The sequence below is a fragment of the Agrobacterium sp. 6Ca8 genome (genome assembly GCF_055382765.1).
Window position 1 is genome coordinate 2,723,127 of record NZ_AP026433.1, and the last position, 26,054, is coordinate 2,749,180.

A 26,054-nucleotide genomic window follows, 5' to 3' on the forward strand; every position below is an offset into this window, starting at 1 on the left:
GCTGAAGTGGCGAACATTTTCATCCGGGAGGAATCGATGAAAATACTGAAGACAGTTACCGGCCTTGCTGCCGCCGCTGCCGTTTCCCTTTTTGCGCTTTCTGCATCCGCTCAGAACTACCCCGAGCGCAACATCACCATGGTCGTGCCCTTTGCCGCCGGTGGCCCGACAGATACGGTCGCGCGTCTTGTCGCTGAATCCATGTCGAAGGATCTCGGCCAGCAGATCATCGTCGAAAATGTCGGCGGCGCTGGTGGCACGCTGGGCGCTGGCCGCGTGGCGGCGTCGGATCCGGACGGTTACACCGTTCTGCTGCATCACATCGGCATGGCGACGAGCGCCACGCTTTATCGCAAGCTCGCCTATGATACCCTGAACGCTTTCGAATATGTCGGTCTGGTCACGGAAGTGCCGATGACCATTCTGTCGCGCAAGACGCTCGAGACCAAGGATCTCAAGGGTCTGATCGACTACGCCAAGGCGAACAAGGACAAGGTCACCGTTGCCAATGCCGGCATCGGTGCTGCTTCGCATCTGTGCGGCATGTTGTTCATGAGCGCGATCGAGACACCGCTGGTCACTGTTCCCTACAAGGGCACAGGCCCGGCCATGACCGACCTGCTCGGCGGACAGGTCGATATCATGTGCGACCAGACTACCAACACCACCAAGCAAATCCAGGGCGGGACCGTTAAAGCCTATGCCGTAACCTCGGCCAAACGGCTCGACGTGCTGCCGGACGTACCGACAGTTGCCGAATCGGGCCTGCCGAAGCTTGAGGTGGGTATCTGGCACGGTATCTACACGCCGAAGGGTACACCGGCCGAGATCAACGAAAAGCTCTCCAAGTCGCTGCAGGTCGCGCTGAAGGACAAGAACGTGGCGGCCCGTTTTGCCGAACTCGGCACCACGCCTTCCCCGGAAGCCGATGCGACGCCCGCAGCGCTCAAGACCAAGCTTGAAAGCGAAATCGCCCGCTGGAAGCCTGTGATCGAGGGCGCCGGCCAATATGCCGACTGATGGTTGGAGCAATTGCCGGCGGCACCCTGCCGCCGGCTTCTTGCCGTCAATTTAACGCGCGGAACGGTGTGTGACCGGCCGCAGTGGAGGGGCATCTTTCATGAAGTCGTTTTTCATTGACCCTGCCGAGGCAGCCTGTGGGGCAATTTTCATCGGTTTTGGCGCTTTTTTCGCGTTGCAGTCTTTCGGGCTGGATATCGGAACCGCCTTCCGCATGGGGCCGGGTTATTTTCCGCTTGTTCTGGCAATCGTGCTGATCCTGCTTGGCGGGGTGATATTCATTCGCGCCACCCGTGTGCAGGGCGATGCCCTCGGTGCAATTGCCTGGCGGGGGATTTTTTTCATCCTGCCCGCGCCGATCTTTTTCGGTTTTACGGTCCGGGGGCTTGGTTTCGTACCGGCGCTTTTTTTCAGCGCCCTTATCGCAGCCTTCGCCTCGCACAAGATGAGCCCGCTCATGGCCGTCATTATTTCCGCCGCCATCACGGTCTTTTCCGTTGCTGTGTTCAATTATGGTCTCGGCCTGCCATTCCAGCGCTTCGGCCCCTGGCTTAAATTTTGAGGTGCCGTAATGGAATTGCTTGATAATCTTGCTCTCGGTTTCGTCACGGCCACGTCGCTGGCAAACCTGTTCTTCTGCCTGATTGGCGTGCTGCTCGGCACGCTGATCGGCGTGCTGCCGGGCATCGGCGCAACCGCAACCATCGCCATGCTGTTGCCGATCACCTTTCAGCTTGAGCCCGTCTCATCGCTCATCATGCTCGCAGGCATCTATTACGGCGCGCAATATGGCGGCTCCACCACGGCGATCCTCATCAACATGCCGGGGGAGTCCTCATCCGCCGTGACCGCCATTGACGGCTACCAGATGGCGCGCAAGGGCAAGGCGGGTGCCGCACTTGCGATTGCCGCCATCGGCTCGTTTTTTGCCGGCACGGTTTCCACCTTTCTCGTGGCAGTCTTTGCACCGCCTTTGACGGCGATTGCGCTGGAATTCGGCGCGGCGGAATATTTCTCGCTGATGGTCGTCGGCCTTGTCTCATCCATCGCGCTTGCCCATGGTTCCATCGTCAAGGCGCTGGCCATGGTCGTGCTTGGCCTGCTGCTCGGTCTGGTCGGCACGGATATCTACAGCGGCGCGCCACGCTTCACTCTCGGCATCCGTGAATATGCCGATGGGCTGAATTTCGTTGCGGTGGCGGTGGGTGTATTCGGTATCGCCGAAATCCTGCGCAATCTCGAAAACGAGCGCACGCGCTCGGTGCTGATCGCCAAGGTCAGCAGCCTGATGCCGTCGAAGGAAGACTTCAAGGCGATGGTCGGCCCGGTGCTGCGCGGTACGGTCATCGGTTCGGCACTGGGCATCCTGCCCGGCGGCGGTGCAATTCTCGCTGCCTTCGCATCCTACACCGTCGAGAAACGCGTCTCCAAGCATCCTGAGGAGTTTGGACACGGTGCGGTCGCCGGTGTTGCCGGTCCGGAATCCGCCAATAATGCCGGTGCCCAGACCTCGTTCATCCCGCTTCTGACGCTCGGCATTCCCGCAAACCCGGTGATGGCGCTGATGATCGGTGCGATGATCATTCAGGGCATCGTGCCCGGTCCGAACGTTGCGACCGAGCAGCCGGCGCTGTTCTGGGGCATCATCGCCTCGATGTGGATTGGCAATCTGATGCTCGTCATCCTCAACCTGCCCCTGATCGGGCTTTGGGTGAAGCTGCTAACGGTGCCTTATTACGTGCTTTTCCCCATCATCATGGCCTTCTGCGCCATCGGGGTTTACAGCGTCAATTCCAACGTCTTCGATCTCTACGCCGTCGCCTTCTTCGGCTTCATTGGTTATGTGCTCGTGAAGCTGCGCTGCGAGCCGGCGCCGCTGCTGCTGGGCTTCGTGCTTGGGCCGCTGCTGGAGGAAAACCTGCGACGCGCCATGATCCTGTCACGTGGCGATCCGACGACCTTCGTCACCCGACCGATCAGCGCTACCCTGCTGTTTATTGCTCTGGCGGTGCTGATCATCGTCTTCCTGCCCAGCGTGAAGAAAAAGCGCGAAGAGGTTTTCGTAGAAGAAGACTGAGCAGGTCTCGAAATATTCGGAACGCCGGTGATGGAAATGTCGCCGGCGTTTCTGCGTTGATGGGATCGCTGTGAGGAATCCGGTTCACCGAAGCGGCATATGGTTGACTTGAAGCTTTTTAGGGCCAAGGAAGGGCGGGAAAGAGAGGTCGATATGACGTCGGAAACCGAAAAACGGATCATTGCGCTTGAGGAAACGATCGCGCATCAGGCCAAGACTATAGAGGAACTGTCCGACCAGCTGACGGAACAGTGGAAGGTGGTGGAACAGACCCGCGCCAAGCTCGACCGGTTGACGGAAAGGTTCCTGAGCCTTGAGGAGCAGTCGCTGGACGCGCCCGCAATTACCCGGCCGCCGCATTATTGATGAGGGAGACCCGATGAGGAGCGATACAGCCGCACTTGCCGCCGAAATTGTGGATTTCTGGAAGCAGGCAGGACCGGACAAGTGGTTCGACAAGGACGCCGCCTTCGACGATCACTTTCATGACCGTTTCCGCGATGCCCATTTTGCTGCTGCAAGGCGCGAATTGGATGGCTGGCTGGACGGTGCGGAAAGCAGCCTCGCGCTGATGCTTCTGCTGGATCAGTTCCCGCGTAACTGCTTTCGCGAGACAGCGCATATGTATGCGACCGATCCGCTGGCACGCATGTTCGCCAGCGAGGCCATCCGTCGCGGCCACGATCAGGCGGTGACCGAGGATTTGCGGGTCTTTTTCTATCTGCCCTTTTCCCATTCGGAAAGCATCGAGGATCAGGAGCGTGCCTGCACGCTCAACCGGCCGCTTGGCGGGCTTTATCTCCACCATGCCGAAGAGCATCACGATATCGTCGCGCGTTTTGGCCGCTTTCCGCATCGCAACGACATATTGCTGCGGGAAACGACGCCGGAGGAACGGCAATATCTTGATGCGGGCGGTTTTACTGGCTGATTTCAACGAAAAACGCCGCCAGTCCCGAAAGACGGCGGCGCTTTTTTTGGTGGGTAACGGCCGCAGATCAGCCGTCGAAGAATTCCTTCATCCGGGCAAAGAAGCCGGTCGATTCCGGATTATTCTCCTGGGACGAGAGTTGCTCGAACTCCTGCAACAGCTCGCGCTGGCGCTTGCTGAGCTTCTGCGGTGTCTCGATCTGGATCTGGATGTAGAGATCGCCAGTCTGCGCCGAACGCAGCACCGGCATGCCCTTGCCCTTCAGGCGGAACTGCTTGCCTGGCTGGGTGCCTTCCGGAACCGTCACGCGAGACTTCGTGCCGTCGAGCGTCGTCACATCGAAGGTGCCGCCAAGAGCGGCCGTCGTCATGGAGATCGGCACGGTGCAATAGAGATCGGCACCGTCGCGCTGGAAGAACTCATGCGGACGCACGGACAGGAAGATGTAGAGATCGCCCGCCGGGCCGCCACGCATGCCGGCTTCGCCTTCGCCCTGCAGGCGAATGCGGGTGCCATCCTCGATACCCGAGGGAATGTTGACCGAAAGCGAACGCTCTTCCGTCACGCGGCCCTGGCCGTGGCACTTGCTGCACGGATCGGAAATCGTCTGTCCACGCCCGTGGCAGGTGGGGCAGGTGCGTTCTACCGAGAAGAAGCCCTGGGCTGCGCGCACGCGGCCGGAACCCTGACAGGTGCCGCAGGTTTTGGGTTGCGTGCCGGGTTTTGCGCCGGAACCGGAACAGACATCGCAGGTTATCGAGGTTGGAACCCTGATCTGCGCCGTCTTGCCGGCAAAGGCTTCTTCCAGCGTGATTTCCATGTTGTAGCGAAGGTCGGCGCCGCGCTCGCGACCGCCGGAAGAGCGGCGTGCGCGTCCGCCGCCCATCATCTCGCCGAAGATGTCTTCGAAGATATCCGAGAAGCCGCCATTGGCGAAACCGCCGCCGCCCATACCACCGCCGCCCATGCCGCCATTTTCAAAGGCGGCGTGGCCAAAACGGTCATAGGCCGCGCGTTTTTGCGGGTCCTTCAGCGTTTCATAGGCTTCGTTGATTTCCTTGAACTTCCGTTCGGAATCAGCATCATCCGGGTTCTTGTCCGGATGGTATTTCATCGCGAGTTTGCGGAAGGCGCTTTTCAGCTCTTTTTCGTCCGCGGTCTTGCTGACGCCGAGTGTTTCGTAAAAGTCTGCTTTCGCCATTAAGATAACAAGCCTCGCAAATGGATTTCCGGCTGCACTTCGGCAGCCGGATGTCTTGCATGTATCGACAGGAGACGGGAAGTCACGCGATTATGCGGACTTCTTGTCGTCCTTGATTTCCTCATAGTCGGCGTCGACGACGTCGTCCTTGCCGCCTTCTCCGTTAGCGCCGGCTTCAGCCTGCTGCGCTTCGTAGATGGCCTGACCGAGCTTCATGGAAACTTCCATGAGGGTCTGGGTCTTTGCCTGAATGTCGTCGGCATCCGGTTCGGAAGCCTCAACGGCCGTCTTCAGGCTGGCAATGGCGTCTTCGATGACCTTGCGGTCGGTTTCGGAAACCTTGTCGCCATATTCCTTCACCGATTTCTCGGTGGAGTGAACGAGGCTTTCGGCTTGGTTCTTGGCTTCCACACCCGCACGACGCTTCTTGTCGGCTTCGGCGTTGGCTTCAGCGTCCTTGACCATCTTCTCGATGTCGGCGTCGGAAAGACCACCGGAAGCCTGGATACGGATCTGCTGTTCCTTGCCGGTGCCCTTGTCTTTCGCCGAAACCTGCACGATGCCGTTGGCGTCGATATCGAAGGTCACTTCGATCTGCGGAACGCCGCGGGGTGCCGGCGGCAGGCCGACGAGGTCGAACTGGCCGAGCAGCTTGTTATCCTGTGCCATTTCGCGCTCGCCCTGCGAGACACGGATCGTCACAGCCGACTGGCTGTCTTCGGCGGTCGAGAAGGTCTGGCTCTTCTTCGTCGGGATCGTCGTGTTGCGATCGATCAGACGGGTGAAGACGCCACCCAGCGTTTCGATGCCGAGCGACAGCGGCGTCACGTCGAGAAGCAGAACGTCCTTGACGTCGCCCTGCAGAACGCCGGCCTGAATGGCGGCGCCCATGGCAACCACTTCATCAGGGTTCACGCCCTTGTGCGGCTCCTTGCCGAACAGCTGCTTGACGACTTCCTGCACCTTCGGCATGCGGCTCATGCCACCAACGAGAACGACTTCGTCGATCTCGGCAGCGGTAACGCCGGCATCCTTGAGGGCAGCCTTGCAAGGGGCGACGGTGCGCTGCACCAGATCGTCCACCAGGCTTTCGAACTTGGCGCGGGTCAGCTTCAGCGTCAGGTGCTTCGGACCGGAAGCATCAGCCGTGATGAACGGCAGGTTGATTTCGGTCTGCTGCGAGGACGAAAGTTCGATCTTGGCCTTTTCGGCAGCTTCCTTGAGGCGCTGCAGAGCGAGCTTGTCGTTCTTCAGGTCGATGCCCTGATCCTTCTTGAACTCGCCGGCCAGATATTCGACCAGACGCATGTCGAAGTCTTCACCGCCGAGGAAGGTATCGCCGTTGGTGGACTTCACTTCGAAAACGCCGTCGCCGATTTCCAGAACGGAAATATCGAAGGTGCCGCCGCCAAGGTCGTAAACGGCGATGGTCTTGCCGTCCTTCTTGTCGAGGCCGTAAGCGAGGGCTGCCGCGGTCGGCTCGTTGATGATGCGCAGGACGTCCAGACCGGCGATGCGGCCGGCATCCTTGGTTGCCTGGCGCTGGGCGTCGTTGAAGTATGCCGGAACAGTGATGACGGCCTTCTCGACCTTTTCGCCGAGGTAGGATTCAGCCGTTTCCTTCATCTTCTGAAGGATCATCGCGGAAATCTGCGAAGGGGAATAGTTCTTGTCCTGAGCCTTCACCCATGCGTCGCCATTGTCGCCCTTGACGATTTCGAAGGGAACGAGAGCCTTGTCCTTTTCGACGGTCGGGTCTTCATAACGGCGACCGATGAGGCGCTTGACCGCAAACAGGGTGTTGGTCGGGTTGGTGACCGCCTGGCGCTTGGCCGGCTGGCCGACAAGGCGTTCGCCATCGTCGGAAAATGCCACCATGGATGGCGTAGTGCGCGCGCCTTCCGCGTTTTCAATAACTTTCGTGTCCTTGCCGTCCATCACTGCAACGCAGGAATTGGTTGTGCCAAGGTCGATACCGATTACTTTTGCCATGCTCTTCTCTCCTTGAAGCGAGCTGTCGGAACCCCGTGAGGCATTCCATGGACAACTCCTTGACTTGGATTTGCAGTATTCGCTGCTGTTATGCGGCGTATATAAGGAGCGATTTTTCCTGCTGCAAGGCGCAAGAGAGGGTGAAGCGCTGCAAAAAAGCGGATGAAACCCCTGTCTGTGCAGAAGCATAGCCATCAAGGCTTGCAGAAGGGCAAAAACGTGACTTTGACTGCCACGGTCATGCCGATGCGGAGGCGCGTTTATAAAGTCATTGAGGTGAGGTGAAATGGCGGACAGGGTGGGATTCGAACCCACGGTACGCTTTCACGCACACACGCGTTCCAGGCGTGCGCCTTAAACCACTCGGCCACCTGTCCTTTTTTCAAATCTGCATGTTTTGAGGAATGCAAATCACTGGAACGGCGCGATATATACCGATGAATTCGCTGGGATCAACACGAATCTGACAGTTTTTTGAATTGTCGGCAATTTCCTGCCTTCCGATGCGATTGCAAACCGGTTTTCCCGCCTTTATCGATGCAATATATCTTTCAAAACATGGCTGTCGAAACGACGAGCCGCAACCGAGGTATCCTGATGAAAGCTTTTTTGCGGTTTTTGAGCTTTCTTCTTCTCATTGCAGCTGTTTTTCTTGGCGTACTCGATTCGATCCGCTCGGTTTCCACATCCTCGGTCAATATCACCGGCATCCTGTCCGTCTGGAACTATCTTCTTCCTGCCTCGCGCACCATGGTGGAAACGGCCTTGGCTCACTATATTCACCCTGAAGCGTGGCGCTTCATTGAAAATGCCCTGTCGGGACTGCCGGCATTTGCTTTTTTCCTCGCGCTATCCCTGCTTTGCTGGATGGCCGGTTACAGGAAGCGCAAAGTGATGAGGCGTTCGTCAGTCTGAATTTATCAACTGACAGCGCGCGCGCCCCGCAGATGTGAACCCTGAGAAGCGGCATAATCGGCCGCACGGAGGACCGAATGTTCCTGTTCGATACGCTTTCAAAAAAGACGACGATGCCGACCGAAGAGACGGCTTTGCCCGGCCGTGAAGAGGCGCTTGCCGTGCCCGAGACCCATTTCGTCAATGGCCGGCCCTTGAAGGGGCCTTATCCCGATGGTTTGGAAATCATCTATCTGGGTATGGGTTGCTTCTGGGGTGCGGAGCGCCTGTTCTGGCAGACACCGGGTGTGTGGGTGACGGCGGTGGGTTATGCCGGCGGTTTTACCCGCAATCCCACCTATCAGGAGACGACGACGGGCCAGACGGGCCACGCCGAAGTGGTCAAGGTCGTCTACGATCCGGCCGTCATCTCGCTGTCAGGCCTGCTTAAGATATTCTTCGAGGAGCATGATCCGACGCAAGGGATGCGGCAGGGCAACGACGTCGGCACGACCTATCGTTCCGCCATCTATGCCAATACCGAAGGCCAGTTGCAGCAGGCGCAGAAGGCGCACGACGCTTTTCAGCAGGCTTTGGACGAGGCGGGGCATGGCCGCGCCATCACCACCGAAATTGGACCGCTTGAAACATTTTATTACGCGGAAGACTATCACCAGCAATATCTTGCCAAGAATCCGGGCGGCTACTGCGGGCTCAGGGGAACCGGCGTAAGCTGCAATATCGACTAGATTTTTTGCACGTTGCCCAGGTGGAAAGACCAAAAAAACGCCAGAATAAAGTTTTTCCACCGGGTCAAAAAAACCGGATGAATTTTTCATTGAGCCATGCAAGGATATGAGCCAAGCACAGCCGGGATAACGGCTGGCGGTTCCGCAGACATTCCCGGTCAACGGGTTTGCGGGAGGACCCTTAAAATATCAATTGCAACAACAGGGCTGCACAATGAAAAAATCCCTTCTGACGCTTTTTGCGCTCGCCGCCATGTCGGCTTCCGCGCTTGCTGCCGATATCAAGCCGGCATTGGTTTATGGTACGGGCGGCAAGTTCGACAAGTCGTTCAACGAAGCCGCCGCGGCTGGCGCTGAGAAGTTCAAGGCAGAAACGGGCATCGAGTTCCGCGATTTTGAACCGACCAGCGATACGCAGGGCGAGCAGGCTATCCGCAACTTCGCCAGCAAGGGCTTTAACCCGGTTGTTGCCGTGTCCTTCGCCTGGACGTCGGCCATGGAAAAGGTTGCAGCCGAATTCCCTGACACCAAGTTCGTCATCGTCGATTCCGTCGTCGAACTGCCGAATGTCCGCTCGGTCGTCTACAAGGAGCACGAAGGCTCTTATCTCGTCGGTCTTCTGGCAGGCATGGCCTCCAAGACCGGTAAGGTCGGCTTCATCGGCGGCATGGATATTCCGCTTATCCGTAAATTCGCCTGTGGTTATGCGCAGGGCGCCAAGGCTGCCAACGACAAGATCGAAGTCTTCCAGAACATGACCGGCACCACGGGTGCGGCTTGGAATGATCCGGTGCGCGGTGGCGAACTGACCAAGAACCAGATCGACCAGGGCGCTGACGTGATCTACGCGGCAGCCGGTGCGACCGGTATCGGCGTGTTGCAGACCGCTGCCGACAACAAGAAATTCTCGATCGGCGTCGATTCCAACCAGAACCACCTGCACCCCGGCTCGGTTCTGACCTCGATGGTCAAGCGCGTCGATCTGGCTGTCTACAACGCCTACAAGGATGCCAAGGACGACAAGTTCACCCCCGGCATCGTTGCTCTCGGCGTCAAGGAAGACGGCGTTGCCTATGCTCTCGATGACAACAACAAGGCCCTGATCACGCCGGAAATGACCGCCGCCGTGGACAAGGCGAAGGCCGACATCATTGCCGGCACCATCAAGGTTCATGACTATATGGCGGACAATTCCTGCCCGAAATGATATGATATGTGTCTGGGGCGCATGGTGATTTTTCACCTTGCGCCCTTTTCATATCCAGCCTTCGGAGAGGTTTCGGTTTGAGTATGGACCCAGCAATCGAACTCGTGGGCATCGATAAAAAATTCGGTGCCGTTCACGCCAATAAGAATATCAACCTGACCGTTGCCAAGGGTACGATCCACGGCATCATCGGGGAAAACGGTGCCGGAAAATCGACCCTGATGTCGATCCTCTACGGTTTTTACCAGGCTGATGCCGGTGAAATCCGGGTAAACGGCGCGCCGGTATCGATCCGCGACAGCCAGGCTGCGATCAGTGCTGGCATCGGCATGGTCCATCAGCATTTCATGCTGGTGGAAAATTTCACCGTGCTGGAAAACGTCATGCTGGGCGCGGAAGGCGGCGCATCGCTTGCCAAGGGCAGGGCGGCTGCGCGCAAGGAGTTGAAGCGCCTTGAAGACGACTACGGGCTGGAAGTCGATCCGGATGCTGTGATCGAGGAACTGCCGGTCGGCCTGCAACAGCGCGTCGAAATCCTGAAAGCCATGTATCGTGGCGCCGAAATCCTGATCCTCGATGAGCCGACCGGCGTTCTCACGCCTGCGGAAGCCGATCATCTTTTCAAGATCCTCGGTGTCCTGCGTGAGCAGGGCAAAACCGTCATCCTCATCACCCACAAGCTGCGCGAGATCATGGCGATCACGGATTCCGTCTCCGTCATGCGCCGCGGCGAAATGGTGGCGACCCGCAAAACCTCCGAAACCAGCGTTGAGGAACTGGCCGAACTGATGGTCGGCCGTCGCGTGCTGCTACGGGTGGAAAAAGGCGAGACGACGCCGGGCGAGGTTCTCCTTTCCATCCGTAATCTGACCGTCAAGGACAGCCGCGGCGTCACCATGGTCGACGATGTCTCGCTGGATGTCCGCGCCGGTGAAATCGTCGGCATCGCCGGTGTGGCCGGCAATGGCCAGTCTGAGCTCCTCGAAGCGATCGCAGGCATCCGCAAGCCTTACTCGGGCGAGATATGGGTGGCCGGGCAGAAGGTTGATCGGCCCGATCCGTCCATTCTGCGCGAACTCGGTCTCGCACATATTCCGGAAGACCGGCACCATATGGGGCTGGTGCTGAAATTCGAGGAATATGAAAATTCCATCCTCGGCTATCACCATGACGAGCGATACGGCAAAGGCCCTTTCCTCAACCCCGAGGCCATCCGCAAGGATGCGGTCGAAAAGATCGAGAAATACGATATTCGCCCGCCGAACCCGCAGCTGAAGACCGCCAATTTTTCCGGCGGCAACCAGCAGAAGATCGTCGTTGCCCGCGAAATCGAGCGTGACCCCAAGATGCTGATCATCGGCCAGCCGACCCGCGGTGTGGATATCGGCGCCATCGAATTCATCCATCGCCGCATCATCGAAATGCGCGATGCCGGCAAGGCGATCTTGCTGGTTTCGGTCGAACTCGATGAAATCCGTTCCCTTTCGGACCGGATCATGGTCATGTTCGCCGGGCGTGTCGTTGGAGAAAAAACGGCGGAAGCCGAAGAACAGACGCTGGGCCTGATGATGGCCGGCATCGCCGCATGAGGCATGAATGAGCACCGCTTCCGTACCCCTGCCAAACTGGATCACCTACGGCCTCCTGCCGTTTTTAAATGTAGTTACCGCATTTCTGATTTCCGGCCTCGTCGTCTGGTCGATCGGTGAAAATCCGCTCGCGGCGCTTCGCCTGCTCATCGAAGGTGCGTTAGGTCGTGGCGATGCCATCGGCTTCACGCTGTTTTATACGACGAGTTTCATCTTCACCGGCCTCTCTGTGGCGGTCGCCTTCCATGCCGGTCTGTTCAACATCGGTTCTGAAGGCCAGGCCTATATTGGCGGACTGGGCGCGGCGCTGGTGGCGCTGGCGCTCGACCATTATGTGCCGTGGTATGTGACGATGCCCTTCGCCATCATCGGCGCTGCGGTTTTCGGCGCGGCCTGGGCGTTTATTCCGGCATGGCTGCAGGCAAAACGCGGTAGCCACGTCGTCATAACCACTATCATGTTCAACTTCATCGCTGCGGCGTTGATGGTCTATCTGCTGGTGAACGTGCTGATCGTGCCGGGCAAGATGGCGCCGGAAACGCGCACCTTTCTGCCAGGTGGGCAATTGCCGAAGCTCGACTGGCTGATGGCGCTGTTCGGCCTGAAGCTCGGGCCGGCGCCGTTCAACGTCTCCTTCATCATCGCACTGGTCATGTGTTTTCTCGTCTGGGTGCTGATCTGGCGCACCAAGCTCGGTTATGAGATGCGCACGCTCGGCGTCAGCCCCTCGGCCGCCGTCTATGCCGGCATTCCCTATGCGCGCACCGTCATCATCGCCATGCTCATTTCCGGCGGTCTGGCAGGTATGATGGCGCTGAACCCGGTCATGGGGGCTTCCGCCCGCCTGCAGGTGGAATTTGTCGGCGGTGCGGGTTTCGTCGGCATCGCCGTGTCGCTGATGGGGCGAAGCCACCCGCTCGGCATCCTGTTTTCGGCGCTGCTGTTCGGCATTCTCTATCAGGGCGGTGCAGACCTCTCTTTCGAGATGCCGAATATTACCCGTGAGATGATCGTCGTCATCCAGGGTCTGGTTATCCTGTTTGCCGGCGCGCTCGAATACATGTACCGGCCGGCGATCGTCCGCATCTACCAGCGCTTGGCAAAGGGGTGAGCTGATATGGATTTCTTCGATATGCTGGTCAGCATTCTCGGCTCGACCGTCCGTCTCACCATCCCGCTTCTGTTCACGGCGCTTGCCGGGCTGTTTTCCGAACGCGCGGGCGTGTTCGATATCGGCCTTGAAGGCAAGATGCTGGCGGCAGCCTTTGCTTCGGCTTGTGTCGCCTATCTCACCGCAAATCCCTGGGCCGGCCTGCTTGCGGGCATTGCCGTCTCCATCCTGTTTTCGCTGATCCACGGCTTTGCCGTCATCACAAATCGCGGCAACCAGATCGTTTCGGGCGTGGCGCTCAACTTCATTGCCGCCGGTCTGACGGTGGTTCTGGGGCAGGCGTGGTTCGGGCAGGGCGGGCGCACGCCGCAATTGCCGGGCGAAGGCCGTTTCGCACCGATCATCCTGCCCGGTGCGGATGCGATGCGCGAAGTGCCTTTCATCGGCCCGCTCTACGCCAATGTCATTTCCGGCAACAATATCCTGACCTATCTCGCCTTTCTGGCGGTGCCGCTGTCCTGGTGGGTGCTTTACCGCACCCGTTTCGGCCTTCGCCTGCGCGCGGTGGGTGAAAATCCGGGCGCGGTCGATACGGCGGGCATTTCGGTGACATGGATGCGTTACCGCGCCGTCATCGTTGCCGGCTTCCTATGCGGTTTCTCGGGCGCCTATCTCGCCGTTGCGCAATCGGCGGCCTTCATCGCCAACATGTCGGCCGGCAAGGGCTATATCGCACTCGCCGCGCTGATCTTCGCGAAATGGAAGCCGGTGCCGGTCATGTTCGCATGCCTGCTCTTCGGTTTCCTGGATGCTTTCGCCAACTTCATGCAGGGCAAATCCGTGCCGGGTATCGGTGAAGTGCCGGTGCAGATTTTCCAGGCCATGCCCTATATTCTGACCTGCATCCTGCTTGCCGGTTTCATCGGCGTCGCCAAGCCCCCCAAGGCCGGTGGCGTTGCCTATGCGAAGGAGCGTTAAATCCATGTCCCGTGAACCAATGTCCCATCAGTTGTTCGAGGCAGCGGTGGAGGCCATGGCCTTTGCCCATGCGCCCTATTCGAAATTCCCTGTCGGTGCGGCAATCCGCGCTGAAGACGGCAAAATCTACAAGGGCGCCAATATCGAGAACCTCTCCTTCCCTCAAGGCTGGTGCGCCGAGCCTTCGGCCATCAGCGCCATGATCATGGGTGGAGCAAAGAAGATAAGCGAGATCGCCGTCATCGCGGAAAAGCTTGCTCTTTGCCCGCCCTGCGGCGGCTGCCGGCAGAAGATCGCCGAATTCGCCTCGCCAGACACCAAGGTCTATCTCTGTGACGAAACCGGTGTTCAGAAGGTCATGACCATGGATGAACTTTTGCCCTTCAGCTTCAAGACCGAGCTGCCCTGATGCCGGATACGCTGATCGATATTCTGGTGGAGCGTCTGAATGGCCTGATGCCGCGCATCGCCATCGTGCTGGGCTCAGGCCTGGGGTCGCTGGTGGACGAGGTCAGCGATGCGATCCGCGTGCCCTACGCCGAACTTCCCGGTTTCCCTGCAAGCGGCGTTTCTGGCCATGCGGGCGAGTTGGTGGCCGGTTATCTCGGTGGCGAGCCGGTGATGATGCTGTCCGGCCGGGTGCACTATTACGAAAAAGGCGATCCGGCCGCCATGCGCGCGGTCATTGAGGCGCTCGCTGGTCTTGGCGTGCAGTCGCTCATCCTCACCAATTCGGCAGGCTCGGTCAGGCAGGACATACCGCCCGGCTCGGTCATGCAGATCACCGATCATATCAATTATTCCGGCATGAACCCGCTGATTGGCGAAGAGAGCGACAACCGCTTCGTCGGCATGACCACGGCTTATGATCCGGACCTGATGCTCGCCATGCGTAATGCCGCGATCCGCGCGACGGTGCCCTTGTTCGGCGGCGTCTATATGTGGTTTTCCGGCCCGAGCTTCGAAACGCCGGCGGAAATCCGCATGGCGCGGCTGCTGGGTGCGGATGCCGTCGGCATGTCCACCGTGCCGGAAGTCATCCTCGCCCGCTTTTTCGGGATGCGCGTTGCCGCCGCATCGGTTATTACCAATTACGGTGCCGGCATGACTGGCGCTGAACTGAGCCATGAGGAAACCAAGGACATGGCCCCGGTGGGCGGCAAGAGGCTTGCCGCCATCTTGAAAGAAATGATCGCAGGAGGAGCGTGACCATGGAACTCCAGCGTCCGCGCGAAGCGGCTGCCCTGACACTATCCTTGCTGGACCTGACCAACCTCAAGGAAGACTGCACGCCCGAGCAGATTGCTGCTTTGTGCCAGAGGGCTCATACCGAATACGGCAATACCGCCGCGATCTGCATCTGGCCGCGTTTCGTCGCCCAGGCGCGTGCCGCTTTCGGAAAAGACCATGCGATCCGTATCGCCACGGTCGTCAATTTTCCTTCGGGCGATCTGGATGTTGCGACCGTGGTGGCGGAGACCGAGGCGGCTATCCGCGACGGTGCCGACGAAATCGATCTGGTCATCCCCTATCGTAAGTTCATAGCAGGCGATGAAACGGCTGTTTCCGAGCTGGTGGCTGCCGTACGCAAGGTCTGCGTCGCACCCGTTCTTCTCAAGGTCATTCTCGAAACCGGCGAGCTGAAGGACAAGGCTCTCATTCGTCGTGCTTCCGAACTCGCCATTGCCGAAGGGGCCGATTTCATCAAGACCTCAACAGGTAAGGTCGCCATCAACGCCACGCTGGAAGCTGCCGATATCATGTTGCAGGCGATCCGCGACAGCAGGCAGAAGGTGGGCTTCAAGCCTGCCGGCGGTGTCGGCACGGTGGAAGACGCCACGCTTTATCTGCGGCTGGCGGAAACCATCATGGCGCCCGACTGGGCCATGCCGTCCACGTTCCGCTTCGGCGCTTCCGGCGTTCTCGATGATGTCCTGAACGTGCTGGCCGGTGGCGAACCGGCCAAGGCCGCCAGCGGGTATTGAGCTTGATCCCGCAGGAAATCATCCGCCGCAAACGTGATGGCCTGTCTCTTGCGCCGCAGGAGATTGCCGCTTTTATCGAGGCGCTGTCCAAGGACGGCATATCGGAAGGCCAGGCCGCTGCCTTTGCCATGGCGGTGTTTTTCCGGGGTATGAACCGCGACGAGATGGTGGCGCTGACACTCGCCATGCGCGACAGCGGCGATGTCCTGTCCTGGAGCGATATTGGCAGGCCGGTGGCGGACAAGCACTCGACCGGCGGCGTCGGCGACAACGTCTCCCTGATGCTCGCCCCGATCGTTGCCGCCTGCGGTCTTGCCGTGCCGATGATTTCCGGCAGGGGCCTTGGCCATACCGGCGGCACGCTAGACAAGCTGGAAGCGATCCCCGGTTACGATGTGATGCCGGACGAGGCCCTGTTCCGCCGGACGGTCAAGACGGTCGGCTGTGCCATCATCGGCCAGACGGGCGATCTCGCCCCCGCAGACAAGCGCCTCTATTCTATCAGGGACGTGACCGCGACGGTGGATTCCATCCCGTTGATCACCGCCTCCATTCTGTCTAAGAAGCTTGCGGCCGGACTTCAGACGCTGGTTCTGGATGTGAAGGTCGGCAACGGCGCTTTCATGCAGAGTGTGGAGGATGCCCGTAATCTCGCCGTCGCGCTGGTCGATGTGGCAAATGGCGCAGGCCTGCCGACGACGGCTCTTATAACCGACATGAACCAGCCGCTTGGCGATGCCGCAGGCAATGCGGTCGAAATCGTCAATTGCCTGGACTTTCTGGCTGGCCGCAAGGCGGGAACACGTCTCGAAAAGGTGGTTCTTGCCTTCGCTGCGGAAATGCTGGTGCAAGCGGGCAGCGCGGCCACTCTGGATGAAGGTGAGGCGCTGGCTGAGGCCGCCCTTTCCTCCGGGCGTGCCATGGAAGTCTTTGCGAAAATGGTCGCGGCACTTGGCGGGCCTGCGGACTTTGTCGATCATCCATCGCGTTACCTGCCATCGACGCCGGTTATTCTCCCGGTTTCGGCTGAGCGCAGCGGCTGGCTGGCATCCTGTGCGACGCGCGATCTCGGCATGGTCGTTGTCGAGCTTGGCGGCGGCAGAAGAATGCCGTCAGACAAGATCGATCCTTCGGTTGGAATCTCCGATATCCTGCCGCTCGGCACAAAAGTGGAAAAAGGCGAACCAATCGCCTGCGTCCATGCGGCCTCTAAGCAAGAAGCGGAACTTGCCGTCAAAAGGATTACGGCCTGCTATGGGGTTGCTGACACTGCGATGGAAACCAGCACTGTGGTCCTCGAGCGAATTACCTGACCAGCCTCATTTCGCCACCCGATACCTTGAATGACGATAGTTGTTTCAGGAAGCTCATGCCAACAAGCATGTTGCTCAACGCATTATCTTTCAGCACCATGGCGTCGACATTCTGAACGCGGATCGTGCCGATTTCCACCCGGTCGAGCTTCAGATAGGCCGCCATGGTCTGGCCGTTGGCGGTTGAGATCGGATATTTGAAATCGAGGCTGTTGACGCCGAAACCGAGCCGCCGGGCGATCGTCTCATTGATGGCAACCATGGAGGCGCCGGTATCGACAAGCCCGTCGAAAGATTTGCCGTTGATACGGAAGGCTGCGTTGAAGTGGCCGCGTGCGTCCGCTTTCAGATTGACGCCACCAAGCGAAAGGGGTTCCGGTTTGACGGCTTCCGATTTGACTTCGGCTTTTTCCACCTTGGCTTCCGGGCGCGGCTGAAATTTTTCCACCAGCGCCGGAATCTGCGTGGCGCTGACCGAAAGACCGATAAGCAGAAAAATCGTACGCGCCAGCAAGTCGTCGCTCCTGAGAAGGCAGGGTTATCCCTATGCAGAATAGACGCAAAACGTGCTGAAATCTTAAAAGAAAAAGCCATTCGCCGCTTATTGGTCGGCGAATGGCTCAAACGGTTAAGCGATGATGAACGGTGTTATTTCGTGCCGTACATGCGGTCGCCCGCATCGCCGAGGCCGGGAACGATGTAACCCTTTTCATTCAGCTGCTTGTCGATTGCGGCAGTATAGATCGGCACGTCGGGATGCGCTTCACGGAAATTCTTGATGCCTTCGGGTGCAGCCAGCAGACACAGGAAGCGGATGTTCTTCGCGCCCCGCTCTTTCAGCTTTTCAACCGCAGCGATGGAGGAATTGCCGGTCGCCAGCATTGGATCGACGACGATGATAAGGCGGGCATCGAGGCTTTCAGGAGCCTTGAAGTAATATTCGACCGCCTCCAGCGTATCGTGATCGCGATACACACCGATATGCGCAACACGCGCCGAAGGCACGAGTTCGAGCATGCCTTCCAGAAGGCCGTTGCCGGCACGCAGGATGGAGGCGAAAACCAGCTTCTTGCCCTCCAGCACCGGAGCCTCGATGGTTTCGAGCGGCGTATCGATGGTTTCCATGGTCATTTCAAGGTCGCGCGTCACTTCATAGCAGAGCAGCGTCGAGATTTCCCTGAGCAGGCGGCGGAAGCCGGCTGTCGAGGTTTCCTTCTTGCGCATGATGGTAAGTTTGTGCCGCACCAGCGGATGTTCGATGACTGTAACGCCGTCCATGAAACTGGCCTTCCTTTTTTATCCTGTGCCCCTGTAATTCACCGAAAGCAGGCTTTTCGCAAGCCTTCTTCGCGGTTTTACCCCGCCAACCGATGCCTAGTGGCTATCGAGTTTTGCAAGCAGCCGGGCGCGTGTGACTTCATCCACAAAGGCGCTTTCCAGTGCGGTTCGGGTCATGCGGTTAATCTCGGCATCGCTGAAACCAAAAGCATCCGCAGCCAGCGCATATTCCCGGGCAAGCGAGGTAAAGAAGAATGGCGGATCGTCGGAACTGATGCAGACGCGCACCCCGGCATCGTGCAACGCCCTCAGCGGATGGCTGCCGAAATCGGGATAAACGTTGAGCGCGATATTTGATCCGGGGCAGACCTCAAGCACTGTTCCCGCCTCAACCAGCCGATCGACGAGAGCGGCGTCTTCGATGGCGCGCACGCCATGGCCGATGCGCGACGGCTTTACGAGATCGAGCGCATCGACGACGCTTTCCGGTCCGCAGACCTCACCCGCATGGATTGTCAGCCCAAGGCCGGCATCGCGGGCAATGTCGAAGGCGCGTGCATAATCGGCGACGCGGCCCATGCGCTCCTCGCCCGCCATGTTGAAACCGGTCACCAGCGGGTGTTTCGTCCGTGCCGCATATTCAGCCGCCGCGATGACCCGTTCAGGACCGAAATGCCGCTCGCCGGTCACGATGATGCGGGTTTCGATACCGGTCTTTTCTTTCGCGATCCGGATGCCCTCGGCGATACCGGAGAGATAGGCGTCAGCGCCGAGCCCGATGCGGTCGCCATGATCGGGCGAGATGATGAGCTCGCTATAGATCGTATTGGCCTCGGCAAGTTCGGTCAGATAGGTTTGCGTCAGAACCGCATAGTCCTCATCGGTCTTGAACACCTGCGCCACCGCATCGTAGCACTGGATGAATTGCGCAAAATCCGACCAGACGTACTGGCCGTCGCGCAGAAAGCTACTGGTGTCTATGCCGTATTTCTCGGCCTGTTTTGCGACGAGGGCAGGGGGTGCCGCACCTTCCAGGTGGCAGTGAATTTCCGCTTTCAGCAAATGCGATGTCAAATGAAGCTCCTGCCGTGCGAACCGGCCTCGATACCTAGATGGTGGGCGATGCTTTCGCCGATGTCGGCGTAGCTTGAACGAATGCCGACATCGCGGGAGCGGATGCCCGGCCCGAATGCCATGATCGGCACTCTTTCCCGTGTATGGTCCGTGCCCCGCCATGTGGGATCGCAACCATGGTCAGCGGTAAGAATGGCGATGTCGCCCGGCGCCATTTTGCGATGGATTTCCGGAATGCGCGCATCGAAGGCTTCAAGCGCCGCCGCATAACCGGCAACATCGCGGCGATGGCCGTAGAGCATGTCGAAATCGACGAAATTGGTGAAGACAAGATCGCCGTTTTCGGCTTCGTCAATAGCGTGCAGCGTTGCATCCATCAGGGCGCTGTTGCCATTTGCCTTGATGATGCGCGACACACCCTTGTGGGCATAGATATCGCCGATCTTGCCGATCGCGTGCACTTTCCTGCCAGCCTCCACAAGGCGGTCGAGCAACGTCGGTTCGGGCGGCGGAACGGAGAAGTCGCGGCGGTTGCCGGTGCGTTCGAAGGTTGCGACCGTCTCGCCGATGAAGGGACGGGCAATGACACGGCCGATATTCAGCGGATCGAGCAGCTTGCGCACCGTCTCGCAGAGCGTGACGAGCCGCTGCAATCCGAAATGGGCCTCGTGCGCGGCGATCTGGAACACGGAATCGGATGAGGTGTAGCAGATCGGCTTGCCGCTCCTGATATGCTCTTCGCCAAACTTCGCGATGATCTCGGTGCCGGAAGCGTGGCAGTTGCCGAGAATGCCTGGAATATCCGCTTGCGTGCAGATGGCTTCCACCAGTTCGGGAGAAAAGGCGTCGCCCTCTGTCGGGAAGTAGCCCCAGTCGAAGGTGACGGGCGTGCCCGCGATCTCCCAATGGCCTGAGGGCGTATCCTTGCCCTTCGATATTTCGCTGGCAGAGCCATGCAGGCCGAAAATACGCTCCGGCGGTTCCATGCCGGCGGGAATGTCGCCGCTTGATTGTCGTGCAATCTCCAGAAGACCAAGCGAAGACATGTTGGGCAGCTTCAGCGGACCCGCCCGAAGGCCCGGCCTGTCGGCAGCACCTGCCGCGCAGAATTCGGCGATATGACCGAGCGTATTGGCGCCAAGGTCGCCATAATGCTCCGCGTCAGGCGCACCGCCGACACCGAAGGAATCCAGAACGAGAAGAAATGCTCTTGCCATAACTCACCGAAACGAAAATGCGCCGACGGGCAATGTCAGGCCGAACTGTCGTTATAGATCAGCAAAACGTGAAGAAGGAAGTGATTTTATGAACCATCCGGTAAAACCGGCTGTTCAATCCTCTTCCCGTTTCGATTTCGGCGCGTTGAGATTGCGCAGCACATACCATCCAGCGGCAATTACCATGACCGCCAGAATATACCATGTGATGGCGTAGGACAGGTGGTTGTTGGGGAAGGTAAGCATGGTCTTGCCGCCGACCGGTAGGCCGCCCGGATTGGGCGTCGCATCGGCATCGACATAAAAGGGCGCCACGCCGGAAAGGCCGGATGCCTGCGATATCTGCGGGATATTGCGGGAGTACCAGCGCCGATGTGCCGGATCGTTGGTTCGAAGGAAAAGCCCGCCGGTTTCTGACGCGCGCATCAGCCCGACGATCTCGACCTCCCCGCTTGGCTCCCCTTCCCGGCGCGAGGATGGATCGCGTTTGTCGGAAGGCACGAAGCCGCGATTGACGATGATATTCGATCCGTCATCGCGTCTCAGCGGCGTCATCACCCAGTAGCCGGGCCCGAGATCACTGACCGTATAGACCTGGACCTCCTTGTCGTTGAGGAAGGTGCCTGACAGTTTCACGCGGCGATATTCATACTCTGCGGGATCGGCAAGGGCCGGCCATTCGCGGGCTGCCGGTGCATCCACAGGTGCGGCATGGGCGCGAGCTTCGACGCGTTCGATGAGATCGAGCTTCCAGAAGAGGCGTTGAACCTGCCATGTTCCAAGCGCCAGCAGGAAGCCTGTCAGTACAATAGTCAGAAGCAGGACGACGATTGCTGCGGGGCGGATGCGTCGCGTGTGCGGGGCGGTTGTCGACGGATCGGTCATGGTTTCACAGTCCTTGCAAGGCCATGCGGTTTGCTGCGGCAACACTGTCGGCTGTCGGCTGTCGGCATCCGGGTCTTCCAGCAAATAACCCCATAAATCGCGCCGACGATTCATGGGGTTATGCGCTGCGGGGGTCGTGTGCTGGCGCAGAAAGCGGCCCGCCGGAAATCCGGCAGGCCGTTGATCTATGGCTGCTCAGGGCAGGTTTTTCACATCCTCGATGTGCAGCGGCATCATGTTCTTGTTCATGTTGTACATGACCCAGAGTGAGCCGGAGAGCGTGATCAGCAGCACCACGACGGTGAAGATCAGCGCCATGAAGGTCCAGCCGCCTTCGGACTTGGTGTCCATGTGCAGGAAGTAGATCATGTGCACGAAGATCTGGATGACGCCGAGACCCATGATCGCGATGACCAGCAGCGTCTTGTTTTCAAGAACGTCGCCCATGACCAGCCAGAACGGGATCGCCGTCAGGATGACCGACAGGACGAAGCCGATCATGTAGCTTTTGAACGTGCCGTGGCTGGCGCCATCATGGTGATGATGGTCGTCGCCATGCGCGTCGTGGTGTGCGTGTGCTTCGGAACTCATCAAAGAACTCCCATGAGATAAACGAAGGAGAAGACGCCGATCCAGATGACGTCAAGGAAGTGCCAGAACATCGACAGGCACATCAGGCGACGCTTGTTTGCGGCGATCAGACCATGTTTTGCGACTTGGAACATCAGTGTGATGAGCCAGATCACGCCGAAGGTGACGTGCAGACCGTGCGTTCCAACCAGCGCGAAGAAGGCGGAAAGGAACGCCGAACGCTGTGGACCTGCACCTTCTTCGATCAGGTGATGGAACTCGTAAAGTTCCACGGCGAGGAAGGCGAGACCGAAGAGACCGGTGATGCCGAGCCAGATCAGCGTCGTCTTCACCTTCTGCTTTTCCATTTCCAGCATGGCGAAGCCATAGGTGATGGAAGAGAAAAGCAGGAAGGCGGTGTTGATCGCCACAAGCTTCAGATCGAACAGATCTGCGCCCGAAGGGCCGGCCGCGTAGTTGCGGCCGACAACGGCATAGGTGGCAAACAGCGTTGCGAAGATGAGGCAGTCGCTCATCAGATAGAGCCAGAAGCCCAGCGAGGTGCCGTTCTCCGGATGGTGGTCTTCTTTCAGGTAGAAGACCGGTGTTTCCGCGCCCGCGGCGCTTTGTGCAGGTGTATGAGCCATATTCGTTACGCCTGTTCCGCAAGCAGCTTCGTACGTTCCGCCTCGACTGTCGAAACATCGGAGGCAGGAATGTAGTATTCGCGGTTGTAGTTGAAGGTATGGGCGATCGAGACCGCGATGATGGCGAGCATGGACAGAGCCGCCAGCCACCAGATGTGCCACACCAATGCAAAGCCAAGCACGACGCTGATGGCGCTGATGATTACGCCCGCACCGGTGTTCTTCGGCATATGGATCGGGATGAAGCCTTCCTTGGGACGGTCGTAACCGCGCTTCTTCATATCCGCCCAGGCGTCGACGTCATGCACAACCGGCGTGAAAGCGAAGTTGTAGGCAGGCGGAGGCGACGAGGTCGACCACTCCAGCGTACGCCCATGATAGGGATCGCCGGTCACGTCACGGAGCTGATCGCGCTTCAAGAAGCTGACGATGAGCTGGATGACGAAGGAAGCGATGCCGAGCGCGATCAGGAAGGCGCCGAAGGCTGCGATCAGGAACCAGATCTGGAGCGAATTGTCTTCGAACTGGCTGATACGGCGGGTCACACCCATCAGGCCGAGAATGTAGAGCGGCATGAAGGCGAAGTAGAAGCCGATGAACCAGAACCAGAAGGACAGCTTGCCCCAGAACGGATCCAGGCGGTAGCCGAAGGCCTTCGGGAACCAGTAAACGATACCCGCAAGCACACCGAACACCACGCCACCGATGATGGTGTTGTGGAAGTGGGCGATGAGGAACAGCGAGTTGTGGAGCACGAAGTCCGCCGGCGGAACAGCGAGAAGAACGCCGGTCATGCCGCCGATGACGAAGGTGATCATGAAACCGATCGTCCACAGCATAGGAACGTCGAACTTGATGCGGCCCTTGTACATGGTGAAGAGCCAGTTGAAGATCTTCGCACCGGTCGGGATCGATATGATCATCGTGGTGATGCCGAAGAAAGCGTTGACGCTTGCGCCGGAACCCATGGTGAAGAAGTGGTGCAGCCACACGATATAGGCGAGGATGGTGATGACACCCGTCGCATAGACCATCGAGGCATAACCGAAAAGACGCTTGTTGGAGAAGGTCGAGACGATTTCCGAGAAGACGCCGAAGGCCGGCAGCACCAGGATGTAAACTTCGGGATGGCCCCAAATCCAGATGAGGTTGACATACATCATCGGGTTGCCGCCGAGATCGTTGGTGAAGAAATTCGTGCCAACGTAACGGTCAAGGGTCAGAAGGGCGAGCGTGCCGGTCAGGATCGGGAAGGATGCCACGATCAGGATGTTCGAACACAGCGACGTCCAGACGAAGATCGGCAGCCGCATCATGGTCATGCCGGGTGCGCGCATCTTGATGATCGTGACGATCAGGTTGATACCAGAGAGCGTCGTGCCCACACCGGCGATCTGCAGACCCCAGATGTAATAATCCACACCCACGCCCGGACTTCCATCAATGCCGGAAAGCGGCGGATAGGCAAGCCAGCCAGTCTGCGCATATTCACCGATGAATAGCGAGATCATGGTGATGACGGCGCCGGCCGTGGTCATCCAGAACGAGAAGTTGTTGAGGAAGGGGAACGAAACGTCGCGGGCGCCGATTTGCAGCGGCACGACGAAGTTCATGAGACCGGTGATCATCGGCATGGCCATGAAGAAGATCATGATGACGCCATGGGCCGTGAAAATCTGGTCGTAATGGTGCGGCGGAAGATAGCCTTCCGATCCGCCGGAGGCGATCGCCTGCTGGACGCGCATCATTATGGCATCTGCGAAACCGCGCAGCAGCATGACGAGTGCCAGAATGATGTACATGATACCGATCTTCTTGTGATCGATGCTCGTGAACCATTCATTCCAGAGATAACCCCACAGCCGGAAATAGGTGAGGGCGCCGACGACGGCGATGCCGCCAAGAGCCACTGCCGCGAAGGTCGCGACGAGAATGGGCTCGTGAAGCGGGATGGACTCCCATGTCAGCTTCCCGAACAGGAATGACGTTTGATCGGAATTGACGATCATTTTTAGCCTCTTGCGATTCTAAGACATAAGATCGGCGCAGCCATTGGCCGCGCCGCATAATGCCGGGACTTATCCGTCAGCCAGCGACTTGTTTCGTTTCCGGCAGCGCCGCGGGTTCGAAAGTCTGTCCTTCGATCGCAGCCGGATTGGATTGGGGTCCGCTGGCGACACCGTAAGGTGAAAGCGGTGTACAGACGACGGAGTTCAGCGCCTTGGCGATATCGATGCCTTCCTTGCCGCCGCCGCCCTTGGCGTCGATATGCATCATGTCACGCATGCAGAGCTTGTTGGGCTCGACACAGCGGTTGAGGATGGCATCGTAAAGCTGCGGATCGACGGAGGCGAAATATTGCACCGGCTCACGTTCCGAAGGCTTGGCAAAGTCGAGATATTCCTGGCGGCCGAAGCCTTTGCCGCCATCCTTGATCTTCGCAACCCACTGATCGAAGCCTTGCTGGCTGAGACCATGGAACTTGAAGCGCATATGCGAGAAGCCGGGGCCGGAGAAGTTGGCCGAGAAGCCGTCATAAACGCCTTCCTTGTTGATGACCGCGTGCAGCTTGGTCTGCATGCCACCCATGGCGTAGATTTGGCCGGCGAGTGCGGGAACGAAGAACGAATTCATCGCGGTCGTGCCGGTGATCTTGAAGTTGATCGGAACATCGACCGGAGCTGCAAATTCATTGACGCTGCCAATGCCGAGCTCGGGGTAGAAGAACAGCCACTTCCAGTCCATGGCCACCACTTCCACCGTAAGCGGCTTGGTCTCGGCGGTAACCTGACGGTTTTCGTCGATACGCTCCAGCGGGCGGTAGGGGTCGAGACGGTGGGTGGAAATCCAGGTCACCGTGCCTAGCATCAGGATGATGGCGACCGGGGCGGACCAGATCACCATTTCAAGGCGCGTCGAGTGATGCCATTCGGGATCGTAATCCTCGGCCTTCGCCGATTCGCGATACTTCCATGCGAAGAATAGCGTCAGGGCGATAACCGGGACGATGATGAGCAGCATCAGAACCGTGGACGTGATGATGAGGTCGCGCTGCTGGATGGCGACGTCGCCCGAAGGGTTCATCACCACGAGGTTACAGCCGCTAAGCAGCAGCAGTGCGGGGATTGCCAGAAGGGCAGATGTGATTTTCTTGATCATGCGCACGTTCTTTGAACTCGTACAGTTTGGATTATGCCGCGATTAATTGCCGAACATCATTTTTGAAATGAGGTATATTGTCGCGGTGCAGCGAAACCTTCGCGATGCACCATAGGCTTAGCGGAGCCGCGTTTGAAGGCGGAGCGGCTGCATTATCGCATAGGGAGCTTGCGGGGC

General features: G+C 58.8%; 26 protein-coding genes and 1 tRNA gene. 15 read left to right on the top strand and 12 right to left on the bottom strand.

What is annotated here, in order from left to right; genetic code table 11:
• The first annotated feature begins 36 nt into the window (after nucleotides 1-36).
• The 5 genes from ACZ5A6_RS13205 (at nucleotide 37) to ACZ5A6_RS13225 (ending at nucleotide 4,028) form a co-directional block, all read left to right on the top strand.
• The gene (locus tag ACZ5A6_RS13205) at nucleotides 37-1,020 is read left to right on the top strand and encodes a tripartite tricarboxylate transporter substrate-binding protein (RefSeq protein ID WP_026330668.1); all 984 of its coding nucleotides are present in this window, start codon (nucleotides 37-39) and stop codon (nucleotides 1,018-1,020) included.
• Between the two features lie 100 nt (nucleotides 1,021-1,120).
• Entirely contained in the window at nucleotides 1,121-1,582 is a 462-nt protein-coding gene (locus tag ACZ5A6_RS13210; RefSeq protein WP_003514354.1) for a tripartite tricarboxylate transporter TctB family protein, read from the top strand.
• A 9-nt stretch (nucleotides 1,583-1,591) separates the two neighbouring features.
• On the top strand, nucleotides 1,592-3,097 hold the full coding sequence (locus ACZ5A6_RS13215) for a tripartite tricarboxylate transporter permease (protein ID WP_013635241.1): 1,506 nt from the start codon (nucleotides 1,592-1,594) through the stop codon (nucleotides 3,095-3,097).
• Nucleotides 3,098-3,250: 153 nt separating this feature from the next.
• A complete protein-coding gene (locus ACZ5A6_RS13220; protein ID WP_013635242.1) occupies nucleotides 3,251-3,463 on the top strand; it encodes a SlyX family protein in 213 nt (70 codons plus the stop codon).
• A 13-nt stretch (nucleotides 3,464-3,476) separates the two neighbouring features.
• A complete protein-coding gene (locus tag ACZ5A6_RS13225; protein ID WP_174060635.1) occupies nucleotides 3,477-4,028 on the top strand; it encodes a DUF924 family protein in 552 nt (183 codons plus the stop codon).
• A 67-nt stretch (nucleotides 4,029-4,095) separates the two neighbouring features.
• Here the strand turns inward: ACZ5A6_RS13225 and dnaJ are convergent, their stop codons facing one another.
• The 3 genes from dnaJ to ACZ5A6_RS13240 all read right to left on the bottom strand — a co-directional run bounded on the left by dnaJ (nucleotide 4,096) and on the right by ACZ5A6_RS13240 (nucleotide 7,598).
• Nucleotides 4,096-5,229, bottom strand: a complete 1,134-nt coding sequence (dnaJ, locus tag ACZ5A6_RS13230; protein WP_003514371.1) for a molecular chaperone DnaJ — start codon at nucleotides 5,227-5,229, stop codon at nucleotides 4,096-4,098.
• A gap of 90 nt (nucleotides 5,230-5,319) precedes the next feature.
• On the bottom strand, nucleotides 5,320-7,221 hold the full coding sequence (gene dnaK / locus ACZ5A6_RS13235) for a molecular chaperone DnaK (RefSeq protein ID WP_174060636.1): 1,902 nt from the start codon (nucleotides 7,219-7,221) through the stop codon (nucleotides 5,320-5,322).
• Between the two features lie 287 nt (nucleotides 7,222-7,508).
• Nucleotides 7,509-7,598: transfer RNA gene (locus tag ACZ5A6_RS13240), tRNA-Ser, on the bottom strand.
• Nucleotides 7,599-7,818: 220 nt separating this feature from the next.
• Between ACZ5A6_RS13240 and ACZ5A6_RS13245 the strand changes: the two genes are divergently transcribed.
• The 10 genes from ACZ5A6_RS13245 (at nucleotide 7,819) to deoA (ending at nucleotide 17,047) form a co-directional block, all read left to right on the top strand.
• On the top strand, nucleotides 7,819-8,136 hold the full coding sequence (locus tag ACZ5A6_RS13245) for a hypothetical protein (RefSeq protein ID WP_013635245.1): 318 nt from the start codon (nucleotides 7,819-7,821) through the stop codon (nucleotides 8,134-8,136).
• Nucleotides 8,137-8,213: 77 nt separating this feature from the next.
• Complete coding sequence (gene msrA / locus ACZ5A6_RS13250; RefSeq protein WP_019564547.1) at nucleotides 8,214-8,864, top strand: peptide-methionine (S)-S-oxide reductase MsrA; 651 nt, start codon at nucleotides 8,214-8,216, stop codon at nucleotides 8,862-8,864.
• A gap of 214 nt (nucleotides 8,865-9,078) precedes the next feature.
• Nucleotides 9,079-10,071, top strand: a complete 993-nt coding sequence (locus ACZ5A6_RS13255; RefSeq protein ID WP_003514392.1) for a BMP family lipoprotein — start codon at nucleotides 9,079-9,081, stop codon at nucleotides 10,069-10,071.
• 83 nt (nucleotides 10,072-10,154) lie between these two features.
• Nucleotides 10,155-11,660 carry an ABC transporter ATP-binding protein gene (locus tag ACZ5A6_RS13260; RefSeq protein ID WP_003514394.1) on the top strand — a complete coding sequence of 502 codons (1,506 nt, stop codon included), beginning with the start codon at nucleotides 10,155-10,157 and terminating at the stop codon, nucleotides 11,658-11,660.
• 7 nt (nucleotides 11,661-11,667) lie between these two features.
• A complete protein-coding gene (locus ACZ5A6_RS13265) occupies nucleotides 11,668-12,771 on the top strand; it encodes an ABC transporter permease (protein WP_174060637.1) in 1,104 nt (367 codons plus the stop codon).
• A 6-nt stretch (nucleotides 12,772-12,777) separates the two neighbouring features.
• Nucleotides 12,778-13,749, top strand: a complete 972-nt coding sequence (locus ACZ5A6_RS13270; RefSeq protein WP_003514401.1) for an ABC transporter permease — start codon at nucleotides 12,778-12,780, stop codon at nucleotides 13,747-13,749.
• Nucleotides 13,750-13,768: 19 nt separating this feature from the next.
• Nucleotides 13,769-14,158 (top strand): cytidine deaminase, encoded by a 390-nt coding sequence (locus ACZ5A6_RS13275; protein ID WP_019564546.1) that lies wholly within the window; start codon nucleotides 13,769-13,771, stop codon nucleotides 14,156-14,158.
• The gene (locus tag ACZ5A6_RS13280; RefSeq protein ID WP_003514406.1) at nucleotides 14,158-14,958 is read left to right on the top strand and encodes a purine-nucleoside phosphorylase; all 801 of its coding nucleotides are present in this window, start codon (nucleotides 14,158-14,160) and stop codon (nucleotides 14,956-14,958) included. The genes ACZ5A6_RS13275 and ACZ5A6_RS13280 overlap by 1 nt, the downstream gene beginning before the upstream one ends.
• A 2-nt stretch (nucleotides 14,959-14,960) precedes the next feature.
• A complete protein-coding gene (gene deoC / locus ACZ5A6_RS13285) occupies nucleotides 14,961-15,734 on the top strand; it encodes a deoxyribose-phosphate aldolase (RefSeq protein ID WP_174060638.1) in 774 nt (257 codons plus the stop codon).
• Entirely contained in the window at nucleotides 15,731-17,047 is a 1,317-nt protein-coding gene (gene deoA, locus ACZ5A6_RS13290; RefSeq protein ID WP_081307238.1) for a thymidine phosphorylase, read from the top strand. The genes deoC and deoA overlap by 4 nt, the downstream gene beginning before the upstream one ends.
• Here deoA and ACZ5A6_RS13295 read toward each other — a convergent pair.
• From ACZ5A6_RS13295 to cyoA, 9 genes are all read right to left on the bottom strand, one after another.
• Nucleotides 17,040-17,561: a TIGR02281 family clan AA aspartic protease gene (locus tag ACZ5A6_RS13295; RefSeq protein ID WP_174060639.1), complete on the bottom strand. Its 522-nt coding sequence runs from the start codon at nucleotides 17,559-17,561 to the stop codon at nucleotides 17,040-17,042. The two genes, deoA and ACZ5A6_RS13295, sit on opposite strands and share 8 nt — an antisense overlap.
• 134 nt (nucleotides 17,562-17,695) lie before the next feature.
• The gene (gene upp, locus ACZ5A6_RS13300; RefSeq protein WP_003493096.1) at nucleotides 17,696-18,325 is read right to left on the bottom strand and encodes a uracil phosphoribosyltransferase; all 630 of its coding nucleotides are present in this window, start codon (nucleotides 18,323-18,325) and stop codon (nucleotides 17,696-17,698) included.
• Between the two features lie 96 nt (nucleotides 18,326-18,421).
• Entirely contained in the window at nucleotides 18,422-19,399 is a 978-nt protein-coding gene (locus tag ACZ5A6_RS13305) for an adenosine deaminase (protein WP_174060640.1), read from the bottom strand.
• Nucleotides 19,396-20,616, bottom strand: coding sequence for a phosphopentomutase (locus tag ACZ5A6_RS13310; RefSeq protein WP_065659752.1), 1,221 nt, complete (start codon nucleotides 20,614-20,616; stop codon nucleotides 19,396-19,398). The genes ACZ5A6_RS13305 and ACZ5A6_RS13310 overlap by 4 nt, the downstream gene beginning before the upstream one ends.
• Before the next feature lie 114 nt (nucleotides 20,617-20,730).
• The gene (locus ACZ5A6_RS13315; protein ID WP_174060641.1) at nucleotides 20,731-21,501 is read right to left on the bottom strand and encodes an SURF1 family protein; all 771 of its coding nucleotides are present in this window, start codon (nucleotides 21,499-21,501) and stop codon (nucleotides 20,731-20,733) included.
• Nucleotides 21,502-21,696: 195 nt separating this feature from the next.
• A complete protein-coding gene (cyoD, locus tag ACZ5A6_RS13320; RefSeq protein WP_003514416.1) occupies nucleotides 21,697-22,092 on the bottom strand; it encodes a cytochrome o ubiquinol oxidase subunit IV in 396 nt (131 codons plus the stop codon).
• Nucleotides 22,092-22,718, bottom strand: a complete 627-nt coding sequence (gene cyoC, locus ACZ5A6_RS13325) for a cytochrome o ubiquinol oxidase subunit III (RefSeq protein ID WP_464110959.1) — start codon at nucleotides 22,716-22,718, stop codon at nucleotides 22,092-22,094. The genes cyoD and cyoC overlap by 1 nt, the downstream gene beginning before the upstream one ends.
• Nucleotides 22,719-22,723: 5 nt before the next feature.
• Entirely contained in the window at nucleotides 22,724-24,727 is a 2,004-nt protein-coding gene (cyoB, locus tag ACZ5A6_RS13330) for a cytochrome o ubiquinol oxidase subunit I (protein ID WP_003514419.1), read from the bottom strand.
• 76 nt (nucleotides 24,728-24,803) lie between these two features.
• Nucleotides 24,804-25,877, bottom strand: coding sequence for a ubiquinol oxidase subunit II (gene cyoA / locus ACZ5A6_RS13335; RefSeq protein WP_174060642.1), 1,074 nt, complete (start codon nucleotides 25,875-25,877; stop codon nucleotides 24,804-24,806).
• Nucleotides 25,878-26,054 lie beyond the last annotated feature (177 nt).